The 16,366-nt window shown below is 68.5% G+C and carries 17 protein-coding genes; 10 read left to right on the top strand and 7 right to left on the bottom strand.

What is annotated here, in order from left to right; all coding sequences use genetic code 11:
- The first annotated feature begins 118 nt into the window (after positions 1 to 118).
- From AC1DW0_RS26230 to AC1DW0_RS26205, 6 genes are all read left to right on the top strand, one after another.
- Entirely contained in the window at positions 119 to 1,234 is a 1,116-nt protein-coding gene (locus tag AC1DW0_RS26230; protein WP_477948914.1) for an ABC transporter substrate-binding protein, read from the top strand.
- A 75-nt stretch (positions 1,235 to 1,309) separates the two neighbouring features.
- A complete protein-coding gene (locus tag AC1DW0_RS26225; RefSeq protein WP_056197683.1) occupies positions 1,310 to 2,098 on the top strand; it encodes an SDR family oxidoreductase in 789 nt (262 codons plus the stop codon).
- On the top strand, positions 2,098 to 4,458 hold the full coding sequence (locus tag AC1DW0_RS26220; protein WP_477948912.1) for a penicillin acylase family protein: 2,361 nt from the start codon (positions 2,098 to 2,100) through the stop codon (positions 4,456 to 4,458). The genes AC1DW0_RS26225 and AC1DW0_RS26220 overlap by 1 nt, the downstream gene beginning before the upstream one ends.
- Before the next feature lie 92 nt (positions 4,459 to 4,550).
- On the top strand, positions 4,551 to 5,516 hold the full coding sequence (locus AC1DW0_RS26215) for a CsgG/HfaB family protein (RefSeq protein ID WP_056197681.1): 966 nt from the start codon (positions 4,551 to 4,553) through the stop codon (positions 5,514 to 5,516).
- Positions 5,516 to 6,241, top strand: a complete 726-nt coding sequence (locus tag AC1DW0_RS26210) for an SDR family oxidoreductase (RefSeq protein WP_477948909.1) — start codon at positions 5,516 to 5,518, stop codon at positions 6,239 to 6,241. Before AC1DW0_RS26215 ends, AC1DW0_RS26210 begins: the two co-directional genes overlap by 1 nt.
- Positions 6,242 to 6,294: 53 nt before the next feature.
- Complete coding sequence (locus AC1DW0_RS26205) at positions 6,295 to 6,561, top strand: hypothetical protein (protein ID WP_056197677.1); 267 nt, start codon at positions 6,295 to 6,297, stop codon at positions 6,559 to 6,561.
- Between the two features lies 1 nt (position 6,562).
- Here the strand turns inward: AC1DW0_RS26205 and AC1DW0_RS26200 are convergent, their stop codons facing one another.
- The 4 genes from AC1DW0_RS26200 to AC1DW0_RS26185 all read right to left on the bottom strand — a co-directional run bounded on the left by AC1DW0_RS26200 (position 6,563) and on the right by AC1DW0_RS26185 (position 10,007).
- A complete protein-coding gene (locus AC1DW0_RS26200) occupies positions 6,563 to 7,240 on the bottom strand; it encodes a DUF3047 domain-containing protein (RefSeq protein ID WP_477948908.1) in 678 nt (225 codons plus the stop codon).
- Entirely contained in the window at positions 7,240 to 8,142 is a 903-nt protein-coding gene (gene rsgA / locus AC1DW0_RS26195) for a ribosome small subunit-dependent GTPase A (RefSeq protein ID WP_477948906.1), read from the bottom strand. Before rsgA ends, AC1DW0_RS26200 begins: the two co-directional genes overlap by 1 nt.
- Positions 8,139 to 8,474 carry a 4a-hydroxytetrahydrobiopterin dehydratase gene (locus AC1DW0_RS26190; RefSeq protein WP_157281616.1) on the bottom strand — a complete coding sequence of 112 codons (336 nt, stop codon included), beginning with the start codon at positions 8,472 to 8,474 and terminating at the stop codon, positions 8,139 to 8,141. Before AC1DW0_RS26190 ends, rsgA begins: the two co-directional genes overlap by 4 nt.
- A 258-nt stretch (positions 8,475 to 8,732) precedes the next feature.
- Positions 8,733 to 10,007, bottom strand: coding sequence for a M48 family metallopeptidase (locus tag AC1DW0_RS26185; protein WP_477948903.1), 1,275 nt, complete (start codon positions 10,005 to 10,007; stop codon positions 8,733 to 8,735).
- Between the two features lie 51 nt (positions 10,008 to 10,058).
- On the opposite strand from AC1DW0_RS26185, the gene orn reads away from it, so the two are divergent.
- On the top strand, positions 10,059 to 10,619 hold the full coding sequence (orn, locus tag AC1DW0_RS26180) for an oligoribonuclease (protein WP_056197666.1): 561 nt from the start codon (positions 10,059 to 10,061) through the stop codon (positions 10,617 to 10,619).
- A gap of 16 nt (positions 10,620 to 10,635) precedes the next feature.
- The gene (locus tag AC1DW0_RS26175; RefSeq protein ID WP_477948901.1) at positions 10,636 to 12,390 is read left to right on the top strand and encodes a chorismate-binding protein; all 1,755 of its coding nucleotides are present in this window, start codon (positions 10,636 to 10,638) and stop codon (positions 12,388 to 12,390) included.
- Here AC1DW0_RS26175 and AC1DW0_RS26170 read toward each other — a convergent pair.
- Positions 12,370 to 12,609 (bottom strand): DUF2087 domain-containing protein, encoded by a 240-nt coding sequence (locus tag AC1DW0_RS26170; protein WP_477948899.1) that lies wholly within the window; start codon positions 12,607 to 12,609, stop codon positions 12,370 to 12,372. The genes AC1DW0_RS26175 and AC1DW0_RS26170 overlap by 21 nt on opposite strands.
- Complete coding sequence (locus AC1DW0_RS26165; protein WP_477948897.1) at positions 12,609 to 12,884, bottom strand: hypothetical protein; 276 nt, start codon at positions 12,882 to 12,884, stop codon at positions 12,609 to 12,611. The genes AC1DW0_RS26170 and AC1DW0_RS26165 overlap by 1 nt, the downstream gene beginning before the upstream one ends.
- A 521-nt stretch (positions 12,885 to 13,405) precedes the next feature.
- On the opposite strand from AC1DW0_RS26165, the gene AC1DW0_RS26160 reads away from it, so the two are divergent.
- Together AC1DW0_RS26160 and AC1DW0_RS26155 are read left to right on the top strand one after the other, a co-directional pair.
- Complete coding sequence (locus tag AC1DW0_RS26160; RefSeq protein ID WP_457355219.1) at positions 13,406 to 15,046, top strand: DEAD/DEAH box helicase; 1,641 nt, start codon at positions 13,406 to 13,408, stop codon at positions 15,044 to 15,046.
- Between the two features lie 61 nt (positions 15,047 to 15,107).
- Positions 15,108 to 15,707, top strand: a complete 600-nt coding sequence (locus tag AC1DW0_RS26155) for a DUF1294 domain-containing protein (RefSeq protein ID WP_477948895.1) — start codon at positions 15,108 to 15,110, stop codon at positions 15,705 to 15,707.
- On the opposite strand, the gene AC1DW0_RS26150 is transcribed toward AC1DW0_RS26155, so the two are convergent.
- Entirely contained in the window at positions 15,685 to 16,359 is a 675-nt protein-coding gene (locus AC1DW0_RS26150; RefSeq protein ID WP_477948893.1) for a 2-keto-4-pentenoate hydratase, read from the bottom strand. The genes AC1DW0_RS26155 and AC1DW0_RS26150 overlap by 23 nt on opposite strands.
- Positions 16,360 to 16,366: the final 7 nt, after the last annotated feature.

Raw genomic sequence — 16,366 nt, 5'->3', positions numbered from 1 at the left:
AGACCCGGTGAAGCCCGGGTTTTTCCTGGGGGAGAGGGGCTGCTGGGGGCGGGGGGGCTGGCCCCACAATCCGCGGCCATAAACGCGCCTCTGTGGGCGCTTGGCCTGGAGAAAAACAGTGAAGCGTTGGGTTGGCCTGGCGGCCTTGTTCGCTGCCTGTATTGGTATGAATGGCGCATTCGCGCAAAGCACCCTGCGCATCGGCATGGTGGCGGGCTTTTCAGGGCCCGTGGCCGGCATCGTGCAGGAGAGCGCCGAGGGCGCGAAGCTGTACTTTGACTCGGTCAATGCCCAGGGCGGCATCAAGGGCCAGAACATCGAGCTCGTCACGCAGGACGACAAATACGACCCGGCGACCGCCGTGGCCGCGGCCAAGTCCCTGGCCAGCCAGGGTGTGCTGGCGCTGATGCTGAGCCGTGGCACCGGCCCGACCGAGGCCCTGCTGCCCGTGCTGAAGGAGAACAAGCTGCCGCTGATCGCGCCCGCCACTGGTGCCATCAGCCTGCGCGAGCCGGTCCAGCCCTGGGTCTACCACTTGCGCGCCAGCTACCAGAAGGAGGCGGAACGCGCGGTCAAGCACCTGGCCGGCATTGGCGTCAAGCGCATCACCATCGTGCAGGTCAACGACCCCTTCGGCAACGACGCCGGCAAGGGCGCCATCAAGGGCCTGGACGACATCAAGCTGCGCGCCATGTCCAATCTGCGCTTTGACCGCAACAAGCCCGATCTCGCGCCGACGATGCAGGCCATCGCCAAGGCCGGCATCGAGGCCGTCGTGCTGATCGGGCCGGCCTATGCGGTTGTGGAGGGCGTGCAGGCGCTGCGCGCGGCCGGCTCCACGGCGCACGTGGCCACGCTGTCCAACAACGCCTCGGCCGATTTCGTGAAGGCGCTGGGCAATGACAGCCGTGGGGTCATCGTGACCCAGCTCTTTCCCTACGAGCGCTCGACGGCCAACCTGATGGTGCGGGAGGCGCTGAGCCTGGCCAAGTCCGCCGGCCGCAACGAGCTGACGCCGGCCCATGTTGAAGGCTTTGCCGCAGCGAAACTGATCGTCGAAGCCCTCAAGCGCGCACCGGGCAAGGAGATCACGCGCGAGAGCCTGGCCAAGGCGCTGGACGGCGCCCGCATCGACCTGGGCGGCCTGCAGGTGCACTACTCCGAGAAGGAGCATAGCGGCCTGGAGTACACCGACGTGTCCATCGTGGGCGAGGACGGCAAGTTCAAGCGCTGAACTCGGCGCGCAGCACCCTCGACCGCGCGATGATGCGGGCCTGTCAAGGCCGCGCATGGCGATCGAGGAGCTGACATGGATCTGGGACTGAAAGGCCACTGGGCGCTGGTCTGTGCGGCGAGCAAGGGCTTGGGCCGAGGCTGTGCCGAGGCGTTGGTGGGTGAGGGCGTCAACGTCGTCATCACGGCGCGCGGCGAAGCCGAGCTGCTGGCGACAGCTGATGCGCTGCGGGCCCTGAACCCTGACGCCGAGGTGCGCGCGGTGGCCGGCGACATTGCCACTCCCGAAGGCCGAGCAGCGGCGCTCGCGGCCTGCCCGCGGGTGGACATCCTCATCAACAACGCCGGCGGCCCGCCGCCCGGGGATTTCCGCGACTGGGGCCGCGAGCAGTGGATCGCCGCGCTGGACGCCAACATGCTGGCACCCATCGAGCTCATCAAGGCGACGGTGGATGCGATGGCTGCGCGCGGCTTCGGTCGCATCGTCAACATCACCTCGGGCGCGGTTAAAGCGCCCATCGACACGCTGGGTCTGTCCAACGGCGCGCGTTCCGGCCTGACGGGTTTCGTCGCCGGCGTGGCCCGCCAACCGCGCCTGGCCGGCGCCAACGTGACGATCAACAACCTGCTGCCGGGTGCCTTCGATACCGACCGACTGAAGAAGGGCTTCGCCGCCGGCGCCGCCAAGGCGGGCGTCAGCGCGGATGAACTGGCGGCCAGGCGCCGCGCGGCCATTCCGGCGCGGCGCTTCGGCAACGCCGCCGAGTTCGGCGCCATCTGCGCCATGCTGTGCAGCGCCCAAGCCGCCTACCTGACGGGCCAGAACATCTTGCTCGACGGCGGCGGCTACCCGGGGACATTCTGATGAGGTGGCTCAAGCGCATCCTCCTTGCCCTGCTGGCCCTCGTGCTGCTGCTCGCTCTGGCGCTGTGGCTGACGCTGCGTGGCAGCCTGGCCCAGCTCGACGGTGAACGTGCCATCGCCGCCCTGAGTGCGCCGGCCGAGTTGCAGCGCGACGCGCGCGGCTACCTGACCATCACGGCCGAGAACCGCCTGGACGTGGCCCGGGCCCTGGGCTTCGCACACGCTCAGGAGCGCTTCTTCCAGATGGACCTGATGCGCCGCAACGCGGCTGGCGAGCTGTCCGCGCTGGTGGGCGCGAAGGCGCTGCCGCTGGACAAGTCGCGCCGCCTGCATCGCTTCCGCCACCGTGCTGAAGCCGGCATCGCGGCCTTGGCCGCAGATGAGCGCGCGCTGCTGGACGCCTACGTGAGCGGCGTCAACGCTGGCCTGGCCGGCCTCGGCGCACGCCCGCCCGAATACCTGCTGCTGCGCCAGCAACCCCAGCCCTGGGTCGCGGCCGACACCGTCCTCGTCGCCTATGGCATGTACCTCGACCTGCAGGGCGCCCAGGGCCGCGACGACGTCGCCACGGGCTTGCTGCGCGAGGCCGTGCCGGACGACTGGTATGCGTTCCTGACTCAGCACAGCGCCGACTGGCAGGCCGCCATGGACGACAGCCGCGTGACTGCCGTGCCCCTGCCAGCGGGGCCGCTGCCGGCCGCATTGCGCGCTGCCAAGACGGCCTGCAGCGACTGCAGCCTGCGTGACGCCCGTGACATCGGCAGCAACAACTTCGCCGTCGCGGCCGCGCATGGCGCGGGCGGGCGGGCCATCCTGGCCGACGACATGCACCTGGGCCTGCGCTCGCCCGGCACCTGGTTCAAGGCGCGCATGAAGTGGAAGGACGCGGCCGGCAGCCATGACGTGGCTGGGGTGACCCTGCCCGGCGCGCCGCTGCTCGTCGTCGGCAGCAACGGCCACGTGGCCTGGGGTTTCACGAACACGACCTCCGACTGGGCTGATGTCGTCGCGTTGAAGCTCAACGCGGCTGGCACGCACTACCTGGCTGGCGGCGCTGAGAAGCCGCTGCAACGTGCCGTCGAGCGCATCGAGATCGCGGGCGAGGCCCCGGTCGACCATGTCGTGCTGGAAAGCGAATGGGGCCCCGTCATGCCTCAAAAGGCAGCGAGCGGGCAGGCCTATGCGCTGCGCTGGGTGGCCCATGACCGCGAGGGCATGAATCTGCGCCTGATGCACATGGAGACAGCCGCCAATGTCGACGAGGCCGTGCAACTGGCCGCGGGCGCCGGCATGCCCGCCCAGAACCTGCTGGTGGCCGACGCCGGCGGGCGTATCGCCTGGACCGTCATCGGCGCGATGCCCAAACGCGTCGGCGCCGAGGATATGGACCGTCCCCAGGACTGGAGCGACGGCCGCTCGCGCTGGCAGGGCTATCTCGGCGCGGCCGAGCAGCCGCGCATCGTCGACCCGGCTGACGGGCGGCTGTGGACGGCCAATTCGCGCATGGTCGGTGGCGAGGCGATGAAGCTGCTCGGCAACGGTGGCTGGGATCTCGGCGCCCGCGCCCGGCAGATCCGCGATGACCTGCGCGCCCAGGACAAGTTCGATGAAGCCGGCCTGCACGCCATCCAGCTCGACCATCGCGCACTCTTCCATCAGCGCTGGCGCAAGCTGCTGCTGGAACAGGTGCTGACGCCCGACTTCGTGGCCAACAACGGCCTGGCGGACTATCGCGCCGAGGTCGAGAAGGGCGCCGACGCGGCCCGACCCGACGCGGTCGGTTATCTGCTCGTGCGCTCCTTCCGGCTGCAGGCGCTGAAAAACATCTTCGACCCGCTGGCTGGCCTGTTGGAAGCGCAAGGCGCGAAGCTGTCCGACCTGAAGCTGGTGCCCGAGACGCCCGGCTGGGCGCTGATCCAGGCGGCGCGGCCTGACACCCTGCCAGGCAGCTTCAAGACCTGGCCCGAGCTCCTGCAGCGCGCCGTGCTCGACAGCCGCCAGGAGCTGCTGAGCAAATACGGCAGCCTCGCCGCAGCCACCTGGGGCGCCGACAACCCCACCAGCGTGCGCCACCCGCTGAGCGTCGCCGTGCCGGCGCTCACAAGCTGGCTGGACCAGGCCTCCCAGGGCATGGCCGGCGACAGCCACATGCCACGCGTGCACAACCACGGCCATGGCCAGAGCGAGCGCATGGTGGTGTCGCCCGGCCACGAGGAGAGCGGCATCCTCGTCATCCCGGGCGGTCAGAGCGGCCACCCGATGTCGCCTTTCTACCGTGGCGACCATGCCGCCTGGCTGGCCGGCGAGGCCCTGCCTTTCCTGCCCGGCGAGACCGTGCACCGACTCGTGCTGCGCCCCTGATCCAGGCGACCCTATTCCCGCGGAATGGGGACGCCAGCCGAACCGCCCGCTGGGCACAATCCCTGTCACCCGATAACGAAGCGAGGATCACGATGAACAACAAGACGCTCAGCAGGGCCGTGCTGGCTTCTCTGGCTTTTGCCGCGGTGGCCGCGCAGGCCCAGGAGGCGGGCTCCAATGTCGAGAAGTGCCCCAAGAAGCTCGGCGTGCTGGCCGTGGCCGAGCCCCAGCACGGCTGGAACCACCTGTCGCACTACGGCCTGGGCTCCCCTGCATCGCTGCTGCGCATGATGGTGCAGCAGTCGGGCTGCTTTGACGTCGTCGAGCGCGGCGTGGCCATGCAGAACCTGCAGCAGGAGCGCAACCTCGCCGCCGCCGGCGAGATGCGCCAGGAATCCAACGTCGGCAAGGGTCAGATGCAGGCGGCCGACTTCGTCATGACGCCCAATGTGCTGGTGGCTGCCAGCAACACCGGCGGTGTCGGCGGCGCCATTGGTGGCCTGCTGGGCAACCGGCTGGGCGGCATTGGCGCCATCGCCGGCGGGTTGAAATTCAAGGAGGCCAGCACCAGCCTGCTGATCGCCGACGTGCGCTCCAGCATCCAGGTCGCTGCGGCTGAAGGCAAGGCCACCAAGACCGACTTCTCCATCGGCGGCTGGGGCTACGGCGGCGGCGCGCTGGGCGCCGCGGGCGGCTACACCAGCACGCCCGAAGGCAAGCTCATCGCTGCCAGCCTGCTCGACAACTACAACAAGATCGTGCTGGGCATCCGCGACCAGCAGAGCCTGATCCGCACCGGCAGCGCCGCCGGCGACGCGAATGCGGGCGCCTCCACGCAGGCTGGCGCGCCCGTTCCCGCGGGCCAGATGCTCGTGGCCAAGATCTCCAACGTGAAGGCCTACGCCGCCCCGTCGCGCGACAGCAAGGTCGTTGCCACGCTGAACCGCAGCGATGAACTCGTTGCCACCGGCGAGGTCAAGGACGGCTTCGTCAAGGTCGACGCCGCCAACTTCAGCGGCTGGGTACAGCGCACCCTGGTGTCGCCGAGCGGTCGTTGATGAAGGTCGCTCTCGTCACTGGGGCCGGCTCCGGCATCGGCCGGGCCGTGGCCCGCGCACTGGCGGCTGAAGGCTGGACGCTGGCGCTGATGGGTCGTCGCGAGGCGGCCCTGCGCGAGACCCTGCCGGATGCGCTGGCCCTGCAGACCGATGTCTGTGTCGAGGCCCAGGTCGACGCCGCCTTCGCGACGCTGCGCGAGCGCTTCGGCCGGCTGGACCTGCTGTTCAACAACGCCGGCATCTCCGCGCCGGCCGTGCCCATCGATGAGCTGACGGTGGCGCAATGGCGCGCAGTCGTCGACACCAACCTGACCGGCAGCTTCCTCTGCGCCCGCGCAGCCTTCGCGCTGATGAAGGCGCAATCGCCGCGCGGCGGCCGCATCATCAACAACGGTTCCATCTCGGCCCACGCGCCGCGGCCGTTCTCGGCACCCTACACCTCCACCAAACACGCCATCACCGGCCTGACCAAGTCCCTGAGCCTGGACGGCCGCGCCTTCGACATTGCGGCGGGCCAGATCGACATCGGCAATGCCGCGACCGAGATGACCGAGAAGATGACGCGTGGCGTGCCCCAGGCCAACGGCACCATGGCGGTGGAGCCGCGCATGGACGTCGAGGACGTGGCCCGCGCCGTCGTCTACATGGCCGGCCTGCCGCTGTCGGCCAATGTGCAGACGATGACGGTGATGGCGACGAGCATGCCGTTTGTCGGGCGGGGCTGAGGGGTGACGATCGTCACGGCCCCAGCGGGCGCTCAGCGTTCAGAATAGGGGTCATGTCGCTGTTCCGTTTGCTGCTTCGCCTGCTGATGCTCGTCGTCGGCGCCTTTATCGGCCTGGGCCTCTTCCTGATCGCCGTGCTGGCCTTCCTGGCCTTCCTGCTCGTCAGCTTGCTGACCGGCCGCAAGCCGAATCTGCAGTTCCGTGTCAACAAGAACCCGTGGGCGCAGCGCCGCCAGCCGGCGGGAGAAGTGGTGGACGTCGAAGCGCGTGAAGTGCACGACGCCGCGCCACTATCGTTGCGCTCACCCGACCAGCGCTGAGCTATTTCAGTTCCACCGGCCCGTACCAGGTGCGCGCCGACGCGCGGCTGTTGTCGCTGTCCGTCATGACGGCCATCGAGGTCAAAGGGCCTGGCGTCTCGCCAAAGGCCAGGCGGAAGTCGGCGGCCAGGTCGCGGCGGTGCTCGCGCCAGCGGCGCAGCTCGGCCGGGCCGGAGTCGACGACGATCTTGCGGATGCGGTCGCTGCGCGGGTTGATGACGACGGTGCCCACCGGCAGCTTGCTGTCCCAGACATACATCAGCGTCGCATAGGGCGGCACCTCACCGGTCAGCGCCTGCGCGAGTTCGAACTTCATGCGCGTGCGCAGCGGCAGCTTGTCGATGTCGCCGGCGAAGCCGAAGATGACGCGGGCGACGGCGTCCTCGTGGTCGATGTCCGAGACATTGGCACCCGGGATCAGGCTTTGCACCCACCACGAGAAGCTGACCTCGCCGACGTTGGGCGGCGCCGGCTCCAGTCGCTTGCGCCAGATGCTGGCCGAGCGATCCGAAGCAGCTTCCAGCGCGGGGCGGCCGTCCTTCTCCGTCCAGCTGTACTGGGTAAGCTTCTTGCCGGGCAGGGCCAGCGGCTGCCAGCCTTCGGCGGCTGGAGGCGGGGCGACGGTCGTGGCGCAGCCGGCCAGCAAGGCCAGGGCGCTGAAGGCGAGTGCGCCGCGCATCACCAGGTCTTGCGCTGCAGCTCTTCGAGGATCTCGCCGTAGATGCGATAGCGGCTGGCGCTGATCTGGCCCGCCTGCACGGCCGCGCGCACCCCACAGTCGGGCTCGTGGATGTGGCTGCAATTGGCGAAGCGGCAGTTGGCGTGCTCGCGCAGGTCGGGCATGTAGCGCCACAGCTCGGCGGCGTCGATCTGGCGCAGGCCGAATTCCTGGAAGCCGGGCGAGTCGATCAGCGCCGTCGTGCGTGTCTCGTCGGTCCAGTACCACTGCGTCGTCGTCGTCGTGTGGCGGCCGGAGTTCAGCGCCTGCGAGATCTCGCCGATCTGGGCCTTGGCGTCTTTCACGAGCAGGTTGATCAGCGTGCTCTTGCCCGTGCCACTGGGGCCGAGGGCGAAGGTGCGTTGGCCGGCCAGCCAGGGGTCCAGCGTCGCGCGGGAGCCTTCGGGGTCGGCCTTCAGCGCGACCTCGAACATCTTCAGGCCCATGGCGCGATAAGGCGCCAGGCGCTCGCGGGCCGAATCGGTGCCCGGCAGGTCGGTCTTGTTCAGCGCGATGGCCATGCTGATGCCGGCGGACTCGGCGGCGATCAGGGAGCGCGTGAGCTGGCTCTCACTGAACACCGGCTCGACAGCGACGAGGACAAGCAGCTGGTCCAGGTTGGCTGCGAAGCTCTTGGTCTTCCACTCGTCCTGGCGGAACAGCAGATTGCGCCGAGGCTCGACGGCTTCGATGACTCCCTCATCGCCGGAATCGGCGAAGCGCACCTGGTCACCAACGACAGCCTCGCTCTTCTTGCCGCGCGGGTGGCAGACGAAGCGCTTGCCCTCCGAGTCCTCGACGATGTAGTGGCGGCCATGGCCGCGCACGACAAGTCCCAGGTCCAGCGCCTGGAATTTACTCATGTACCGGTCGCTTCGGGCAAGGCGCTCACTTGTGCCGCACAGATCGCGTCATTCAAGGTCAGCCCGCCGCGCGAATGCGTCGTGAAGCTGACCGTGCAGGCGTCGTAGCCGACCAGCATCTCGGGGTGATGGTCCTGCGCATGGGCGATCTCGGCGACCGCGTCGACGAAGGCCATGGTCTGGTAAAAGTTCGCGAAGCCAAAGCGTCGGCCGATCAGCTTGTTCTCGGGGTCGGGCAGCCAGCCGGGCAGGGCGGCCAGCACGCGGTTGCGCGTGTCGGCATCCATCAGCGGGGCCTTGGGGTCACATTGGGCAAGCAGCAGATCGTTCATGAGAGGGGCCTCTTGAGGGCTCGGAGATCGGTGCGAGAGGGTCTGCGCGGGTGCAGGGCTAGGCGTGCGACGCCGCCTGGGCTCGTGCCCAGGCCAGGCGCGCAACGACGCCATGCGCCCGCGCAGACCCTCTCCCGAAGGGTTGGCACTCAAAAACCCGCGCGCGGCGTTGCGAAGCCTCGCTGGGGGCGACCCCAGCTTCGGCATCGCGCCTTGCTCGCGGGCTTTTGAGTGACAACGCATCCGACCTCCGAGCCCTCAAGAGGCCCCAAGCGCTGCAAGCCTCTCAGCGGCCGGTGGGTGGGAGTAGTAGAAGCGCGCGTAGACCGGGTCCGGCGTCAGCGTGCCGGCATTGTCCTCGTGCAGCTTGAGCAGGGCCGAGGACAGGTCGGCGCCACTGGCCTGGGCGCGGGCATAGGCGTCGGCCTGGAACTCGTCGCGGCGCGAGAAGTGGCTCGCCAGCGGCGTCACGAAGAAGCCGAACACCGGGCCGGCGAGCAGGAAGAGGATCAGCGCCAGCGCGTCATTGGGTGCGTCGAGATTCGGCGTCGCACCCAGGCCCAGGTAAAAGGCCGGCTGTTGCGCCAGCCAGCCCAGCAGCGCAAAGCCGGCCAGGCTCATGGCGAACATCAACACGATGCGCTTGGTGATGTGCTTGTGCTTGAAGTGGCCCAACTCATGGGCCAGCACGGCCTCCACCTCGCTGCCGTTGAGCTTGGTCAGCAGCGTGTCGAAGAAGACCACGCGCTTGGCCGGGCCGAAGCCGCTGAAATAGGCATTGCCGTGCGCCGAGCGTCGGCTGCCGTCCATGACGAACAAGCCCTTGGCCGCAAAGCCGCAACGCGCCATCAGCTTCTCGACGCGATCCTTCAGCGCCAAATCGGTCAGCGGCTCAAACTTGTTGAACAGCGGTGCGATGACGGTCGGGTAGATGACCATGATGAGCAGGTTGAAACCCATCCACGCGCCCCAGGCCCACAGCCACCAGAGCGGCCCGGCTGCGCCCATCAGCCAGAGAATGAGGGCGACGATGGGCAGGCCCATCAGCACCCCCACGGCGAGGCCCTTGGCCATGTCGGCGAAGAAGAGCTTGAGCGTCGTGCGGTTGAAGCCGAAGGCCTGCTCGATGCGGAAGGTGGACCACAGCTCCCAGGGCAGGTCCAGCAGCGACCCCGCCAGCACGAAGACGGCGACCAGGCCGAGCTGGTAGCCCATGCCTTGCCAAGCTTCGGGCAGCATGCGGCTGGCTTCCAGCGCCCAGCTGTTCAGAGCGTTCAGGCCGCCCAGCAACGTCCAACCGAGCAGCACGGCCGCATTGAAGGCCAGGGCCAGCAGGCCGAAGCGGGAGCGGGCGACCGTGTAGTCCGCCGCCTTCTGATGAGCCACCAGCGTCACGCTGCCTGCAAAGGCTGCCGGGACCTGGCCGCGATGGGCGGCGACATGGCGGATCTGCCGAGAGGACAGCCAGAACTTGACGAGGGTCGAGGCGGCGAGCGCGACCGCAAAAGCAAGGGACAACAGCAGGGGAGACATAAGCCTCAAGTTTAGGCTGCGAGAATTCCTCATCTTCAGAGTGAGCCCAGCATGTCCGACACCCTTGCCCTCAGCGAAAACAACCTGATCTGGATCGACCTCGAAATGACGGGGCTGTATCCCGACACCGACCGCATCATCGAGATCGCCGTCGTCGTGACCGACGCCAACCTCGAAAAGCGCGTCGAAGGCCCGGTCTTTGCCGTGCATCAGAGCGACGCGACGCTGGACGCGATGGATGCCTGGAACAAGGGCACCCATGGCAGGAGCGGCCTCATCGACCGCGTCAAGGCCTCGACCGTCTCCGAGGCCGAGGCCGCCGCCCAGACCATCGCCTTCTTGAAGCAATACGTGCCCAAGGGCAAGAGCCCGATGGCCGGCAACAGCATCTGCCAGGACCGCCGCTTCCTCGCCAACTACATGCCCGAGCTGGAGAGTTTCTTCCACTACCGCAATCTCGACGTGTCGACGTTGAAGGAACTGGCCAAGCGCTGGAAGCCCGCCGCGCTGGAGGGCTTCAAGAAGGCTCAGGCCCACACGGCCATGGCCGACATCCACGAATCCATCGACGAGCTCGTCCACTACCGCACTCATTTCCTGAACCTGGCCTGACCGGGCCGCACGGCGCTTGCTGCACGCCGCTTTCGACTTCCCCAGCCACCCGCTGGCCCGCGAGGACGGCGAGCGGCTGCGCGGCTGCTGGGCCACGCCGCCGACGCGCTGGTTGCGGGCGACGCGGCTGGATGAGGTGCATGGCGTCATCGCCGAGGCCGAAGCCGCGGCACGAGCCGGCGCCTGGGTGCTTGGGGGGCTGCGTTACGAGGCCGCCGCGGCTTTCGACACCGCACTGAAGACGCACGGCGCCACCGCGCCGCTGGCCGAGTTCGCTGTCTACGAGTCGCCCCCTGAGCCCTGGCCGGAGCTGCCTCCGGCCTACAGCGGCTTCCTGGGCTGGAATGACGCCGAACCGGACGGCACGGCAGCCATCGAGCGCATCCGCACCTACATCCGTGACGGCGATTGCTACCAGGTCAATCTGACCACCCGGCTGCGCGCGGCGGCCGGCGCGCTGGACGCCGAGCAGCTCTTCCTCGCCCTGCACGCCAGCCAGCCCGGCGGCTTCAGCCTGTTCTTGCGCGAAGCCGGCGCGGCCAGCGTGTCACCCGAACTCTTCTTCGACTGGCGTCCCGTGCCCGGTGCCAAGGCGAGCTGGCTGCTGGCGGCCCAGCCCATGAAGGGCACGGCGCCGCGCGGCCGCGACCGTGTCGACGACGAGGCGGCTCAGGCGCACCTGCGCACCAGCGAGAAGGAGCGCGCCGAGAACCTGATGATCGTGGACCTGCTGCGCAATGACCTCAGCCGCGTCGCTCAGCTCGGCACCGTGCGCGTGCCGCGTCTGTTCGAGCTGCATGCGCTGCCAACGGTCTGGCAGATGACGTCCACCGTGACGGCCGTCAGCCGCGGCGGGTTGACGTTGGCCGATGCCTTCGCGGCACTTTTCCCCTGCGGTTCGGTGACCGGCGCGCCCAAGATCCGCGCGATGCAGATCATCCGCGAGCTGGAGCCGACGGCGCGGGGTTGGTACTGCGGCGCGCTGGGCCTGATCCAGCCCGGCGGCGTTGCCACCTTCAATGTGCCCATCCGCACCGTCGAGTTCCACGGCGATGCGTTGACCTGCGGTATCGGCAGTGCCATCACGCTGGACAGTGAGCCAGCCGCCGAAATCGCCGAATGGCGGGCCAAGTCGCGCTTCCTGGCGCGCGCCGAGGCGCCCGTCGAGGCGCTGGAGACGCTGCGGCTGGAGGGCGGCGTGGCGGTGCGCGGCGACGCCCATCTGGCCCGCATGCAGCGCACGGCGCGCCACTTCGGCCTGCGCTTCTCGCTGGCCGAGGCGCGGGCCCACCTGAAGGCAGTGGCGGAGGCCCACGCACAAGGCAGCTGGCGCCTGCGCCTGACCGGCGACGCCGAGGGGCGCCTGCATCACACGCTGACCGCCTTCACTCCGATGGCCGAGCCGGTGCTGCTGGCGCTGGCCGATCAGCCCATTCCCACGCTCGGGCCCAGTGCCGAGTTCCTGGCCCACAAGACGACACGCCGCGAGCTGTATGCCTTCGACAAGCCAGCCCAAGCCTTCGACGTCATCCTCTGGAACGAGGCGGGCGAGCTGACCGAATGCAGCTTCGGCAACCTTGCCCTGCGGCTTGACGGCCAGTGGCTCACACCGCCGCTGGCCGCCGGGGTGTTGCCCGGCGTGCTGCGTGCTGAGCTACTGGCCCTGGGCCGTCTCAAGGAAGCACGGCTGACCCGGCAGGATCTGGCCCGTGCCGAGGGCCTGGCCTTCTTCAACAGCCTGCGCGGCTGGCTAGTTGCCGAGTTGACGTAAGGCCCGCATCAGCGCCATCGCGTCCTCGCCCGGCCGCGCTGGCAGCTTGGTGTAGACCGAGCTGTCCGTCGTACGCGCCATCAGGCTTTGGGTGACGAGATCACGGCGCAGCGTGCAGTAGTCGCCGAAGCAGTGCCAGGCCGTCAGGATCTGGTTGACCTCGCGCTCGCGGTAAGGCCGCTTGGCGTCGAAGCGCATCCACAGGCCCCACAGGGCCATCAACTGCAGCGAGCGCTTGACGGGCAGCCGCTGCAGCCGGCCCTGATCGTCGAACAGGCGCAGCGTGCGGCGAACGATGTCGCTGTGTTCCGCACGGGCAGGGCCGGCGGACGCGCCTTCAGCATCTGCAGATTGCGATGCCCGGCTGCGCGGGCCAGCATGTTCAGCAGGGTCTGGTGGCCTGGCGTGGCGGGGTGCGCCAGCAACTGCGTGCGCAGAGACTTGGTGAAGGTGGACAAGTCGTCCACGACGAGGGGCAGGGATTCACGGGCCATGATGGCACTCCATGCGCACGCCAACGACGAAAGAGGCTGGGCTTGCCGACTTGCAGCCAGGGCGCACGCGAGGTTCACGTGAACGAAGGCGGTATGCGTGGCAGGTTCAGCTCGCGGCGGGTGCCGCGCGGCAAGGCCTGGGTGTTCTGCCGACCCGGGCCGCAAGTGTGCCAGAGCTCACACCCGCGCCTCAGGGGTGGATTCCGTGAAAACCCTGATCTGTGCTACAGTCGCAGCTTCGCTCGGTTCCAACCGAGCTTCGTACGTCTCCTCTGACCTCGTTCGGCCCGTAGTTCATACGGCTTCTCGAACACCCCTCGTGGATCGGTCGGCGGCGATGAAGCCGTCGCTTTGACTGTTCCCCCGTGCCGCACCCGACTGCAACCAGCAGCCCGAGCCGCCCGACACGAGCTTTCTCCCAGCGACTTTGACTGCTGAACGGCATGGTCTGTTCAGCGCCTGCGTGTCCGCCCTCACTGATTTTCGGGCGGCATGGACGGGCTTTTGACTGAAAGAACGACATGAGTTTCGATACCCTGGGCCTGAACGAAGTGGTCCTGAAGGCCGTGAAAGATTCCGGCTACGAGAACGCCACCGACGTGCAGACGCTCGCCATTCCCGCTGCCATCGCCAATAAGGACCTGATGGTCTCGGCGCGCACGGGCTCGGGCAAGACCGCTGCCTTCATCCTGCCGGCGCTGGAAAAGATCCTGGCCGCACGTGGCGACGACAGCAAGAAGCGCGAAAAGGGCAAGGTCTATGGCCCCAAGATCCTGGTGCTGGCCCCCACCCGTGAGCTGGCCATGCAAGTTGCCAAGGCCGCACAGACCTACGGCCGCTTCATTCCGGGCCTGAAGGTCGCCACCGTGCTGGGCGGCATGCCCTACCCGCTGCAGATCCGCCAGCTGATGGGCCCGCTGGACATCCTGATCGCGACCCCCGGCCGCCTGATCGACCACATCAACTCCGGCAAGTGCGTGCTGGGCAATGTCGAAATGCTGGTGCTGGACGAAGCCGACCGCATGCTGGACATGGGCTTCATCGACGACATCACGATGATCGCCGGCAATACCCCGGCTGAACGCCAGACCGTGATGTTCAGCGCCACGTTCGCCGGCCACGTCGGCCGCCTCGCGCAGAACCTGCTGAAGGATCCGCAGCGCATCGAGGTGGCCAACCACACCGACACGCACGAGAACATCGAGCAGCGCCTGCACTGGGCCGACAACCCCCACCACAAGGACCAGCTGCTGGAGTCCATCCTGGCCCTGCCGGAGATGGAGCAGGCCGTCGTCTTCACCAGCACGCAGCGTGACGCCGACTGGCTGGCCGAGCGCCTGGCCGAGATCGGCCACTCGGTGGCACCGCTGCACGGCGCGATGCCGCAAGGCAAGCGCAACCGCGTGCTGCAGGCTCTGCGCAGCAAGCAAGTGCGCGTGCTGGTGGCCACCGACGTCGCGGCCCGCGGCATCGACGTGCCGACGATCAGCCACGTCATCAACTACGGCCTGCCGATGAAGGCCGAGGACTATGTGCACCGCATCGGCCGCACCGGCCGTGCCGGCCGCCAGGGCCTGGCGATCACGCTGGGCCTGCGTGACGACGTGTCCATGATCCGCCGCATCCAGCAGTTCACGACGCAGACGATCCCCGTGCAGCAGATCGCCGGTCTTGAGCCCAAGACGCAAGAGCCGCGCATCTTCCCGCCGCGCCCGGCTGGTTCCTTCGACGACCGCGGCCCACGTGGCCACTTCGGTGGCGGCCGCCCTGGCTTCGGCAACAAGCCTTTCCGTCGTGAAGAGGGCAGCCGCCCCTTCCACGGTGGTGGCAAGCCTTTCAATCATGGTTCTGGCGGCCAGGACCGTGGCTTTGCGCCGCGCGATGACCGTGGCTTCGCCCCGCAAGGCGACAACCGCGGCTTTGCTCCCCGTGAAGATCGCGGTTTTGCGCCGCAGGGTGACAACCGCGGCTTTGCTCCGCGTGAGGATCGTGGTTTCGCACCGCGTGAAGATCGCGGCTTCCAGCCCCGTGACGACCGTGGCTTCGCGCCGCGCGGCGAGCGCTCCTTCCAGCCGGCCGGCAAGCCCAGCTTCGGCGCCAAGCCGGCTTTCGGCGACCGCCGTCCGCCGAGCGGCCCGCGCAAGGGCGGCTTCGGCCGCTGATCCCGCGGCGGCATCTGCCGCCCCGGCGATGATGGAGGGCCCGCAGTGCGGGCCCTTTTTTATGACCAGTTCCAGCGACAAGCAGACCGGCACCCTCGTCCAGTGGGACGACGCCAAGGGCTATGGCTTCATCGCGCCCGACGGCGGCCCGGCCCGCCTCTTTGTCCATATCCAGGCCTTTGCCGCCCGCGCCGAGCGGCCGGTGGTGGGTGAGCGATTGAGCTTCCAGGCGGGTTCTGACGCCCAGGGCAAGCCGAGGGCGCTGGCCGTGCGGCCCATCAAGGCGCCGCCGCTACCCGCAGCGCCGCGCGATCGCAGCCGTGTGCTGCTGCTGGTGCCGGCCTTTGCCGGCTTTGTGCTGGCCTGCCATCTCCTCTGGGGCTTGCCGAACTGGCTCTGGGGCATCTATTCCGCCATGAGCATGGCGACCTTCATCGTCTATGCGCTCGACAAGCGGGCCGCCAGGCAGGGAGCTTGGCGCGTGGGCGAGAAGACCCTGCATGGGCTGTCGCTGGCCTGCGGCTGGCCGGGCGCGTTGCTCGCCCAGCAACTGCTGCGCCACAAGAGCGTGAAGCCGGCGTTCCGGCGCATCTACTGGCTGACGGTGATCCTCAACATCGCGGCCTTCGCTGCGATCTTCACGCCGCTACTGAAAAGCTGAGTTCGCCCAGGCCCTCGAAGGCCAGCGTGCCGCGGGCCGCACCCGTCAGCGGATGCAACCCGCCCCAGGCGCCGGTCGTCACGATGGTGCCGGCTGGCAAGGTGGCGCCATGGCGCGTGGCATGGCGCAACCAGGCCGGCAATACGGCGGCCGGATCGGCCAGGGAATGCCCGCCACGGCGGACGACATCGGGCTGGCCGGTGAGGCTGAGACGCCATTCGAGCTGACCCCACTGCAACGGGCGATAGGGTTGCCAGGCACCGAGCAGCAGACCGGCATTGGATTGGTGGTCGGCCATGCGCAGCAAGGCAGGCGCGTCCAGCCCTTCCTGCCAGCGCGAGGCGACCAGTTCAACAGCGACGCACATGGATTGCGCCCTCCCATCCGCGTCAATGCGCAGCGCCACCTCGGCCTCGACACCAAGCAGTGACGTTCCGGGGACGGGGTTGACTGGCGAATGGCTGAACGGACCCTGGGCGCTGGCGCCGCCGGACTTCCAGCGGTCGAAGCGCCAGTCCAGCGCCCGGGCGATGCCGTCTTGCACGGCATAGGCATCGGCCTCGTCACGTACGGCGTGGGTCCAGTCGGCGGCACTCAAGCGGCTGCCGTCACGGTGGCAGGCAACCAGGGCATCGATCAGGGCTTTCGTCATGGCTTGA

It is taken from the genome of Roseateles sp. P4_D2, from assembly GCF_056401875.1.
The sequence above is the reverse complement of the archived record's forward strand: the minus strand, read 5'-3'. Positions and strand labels throughout refer to the sequence as shown.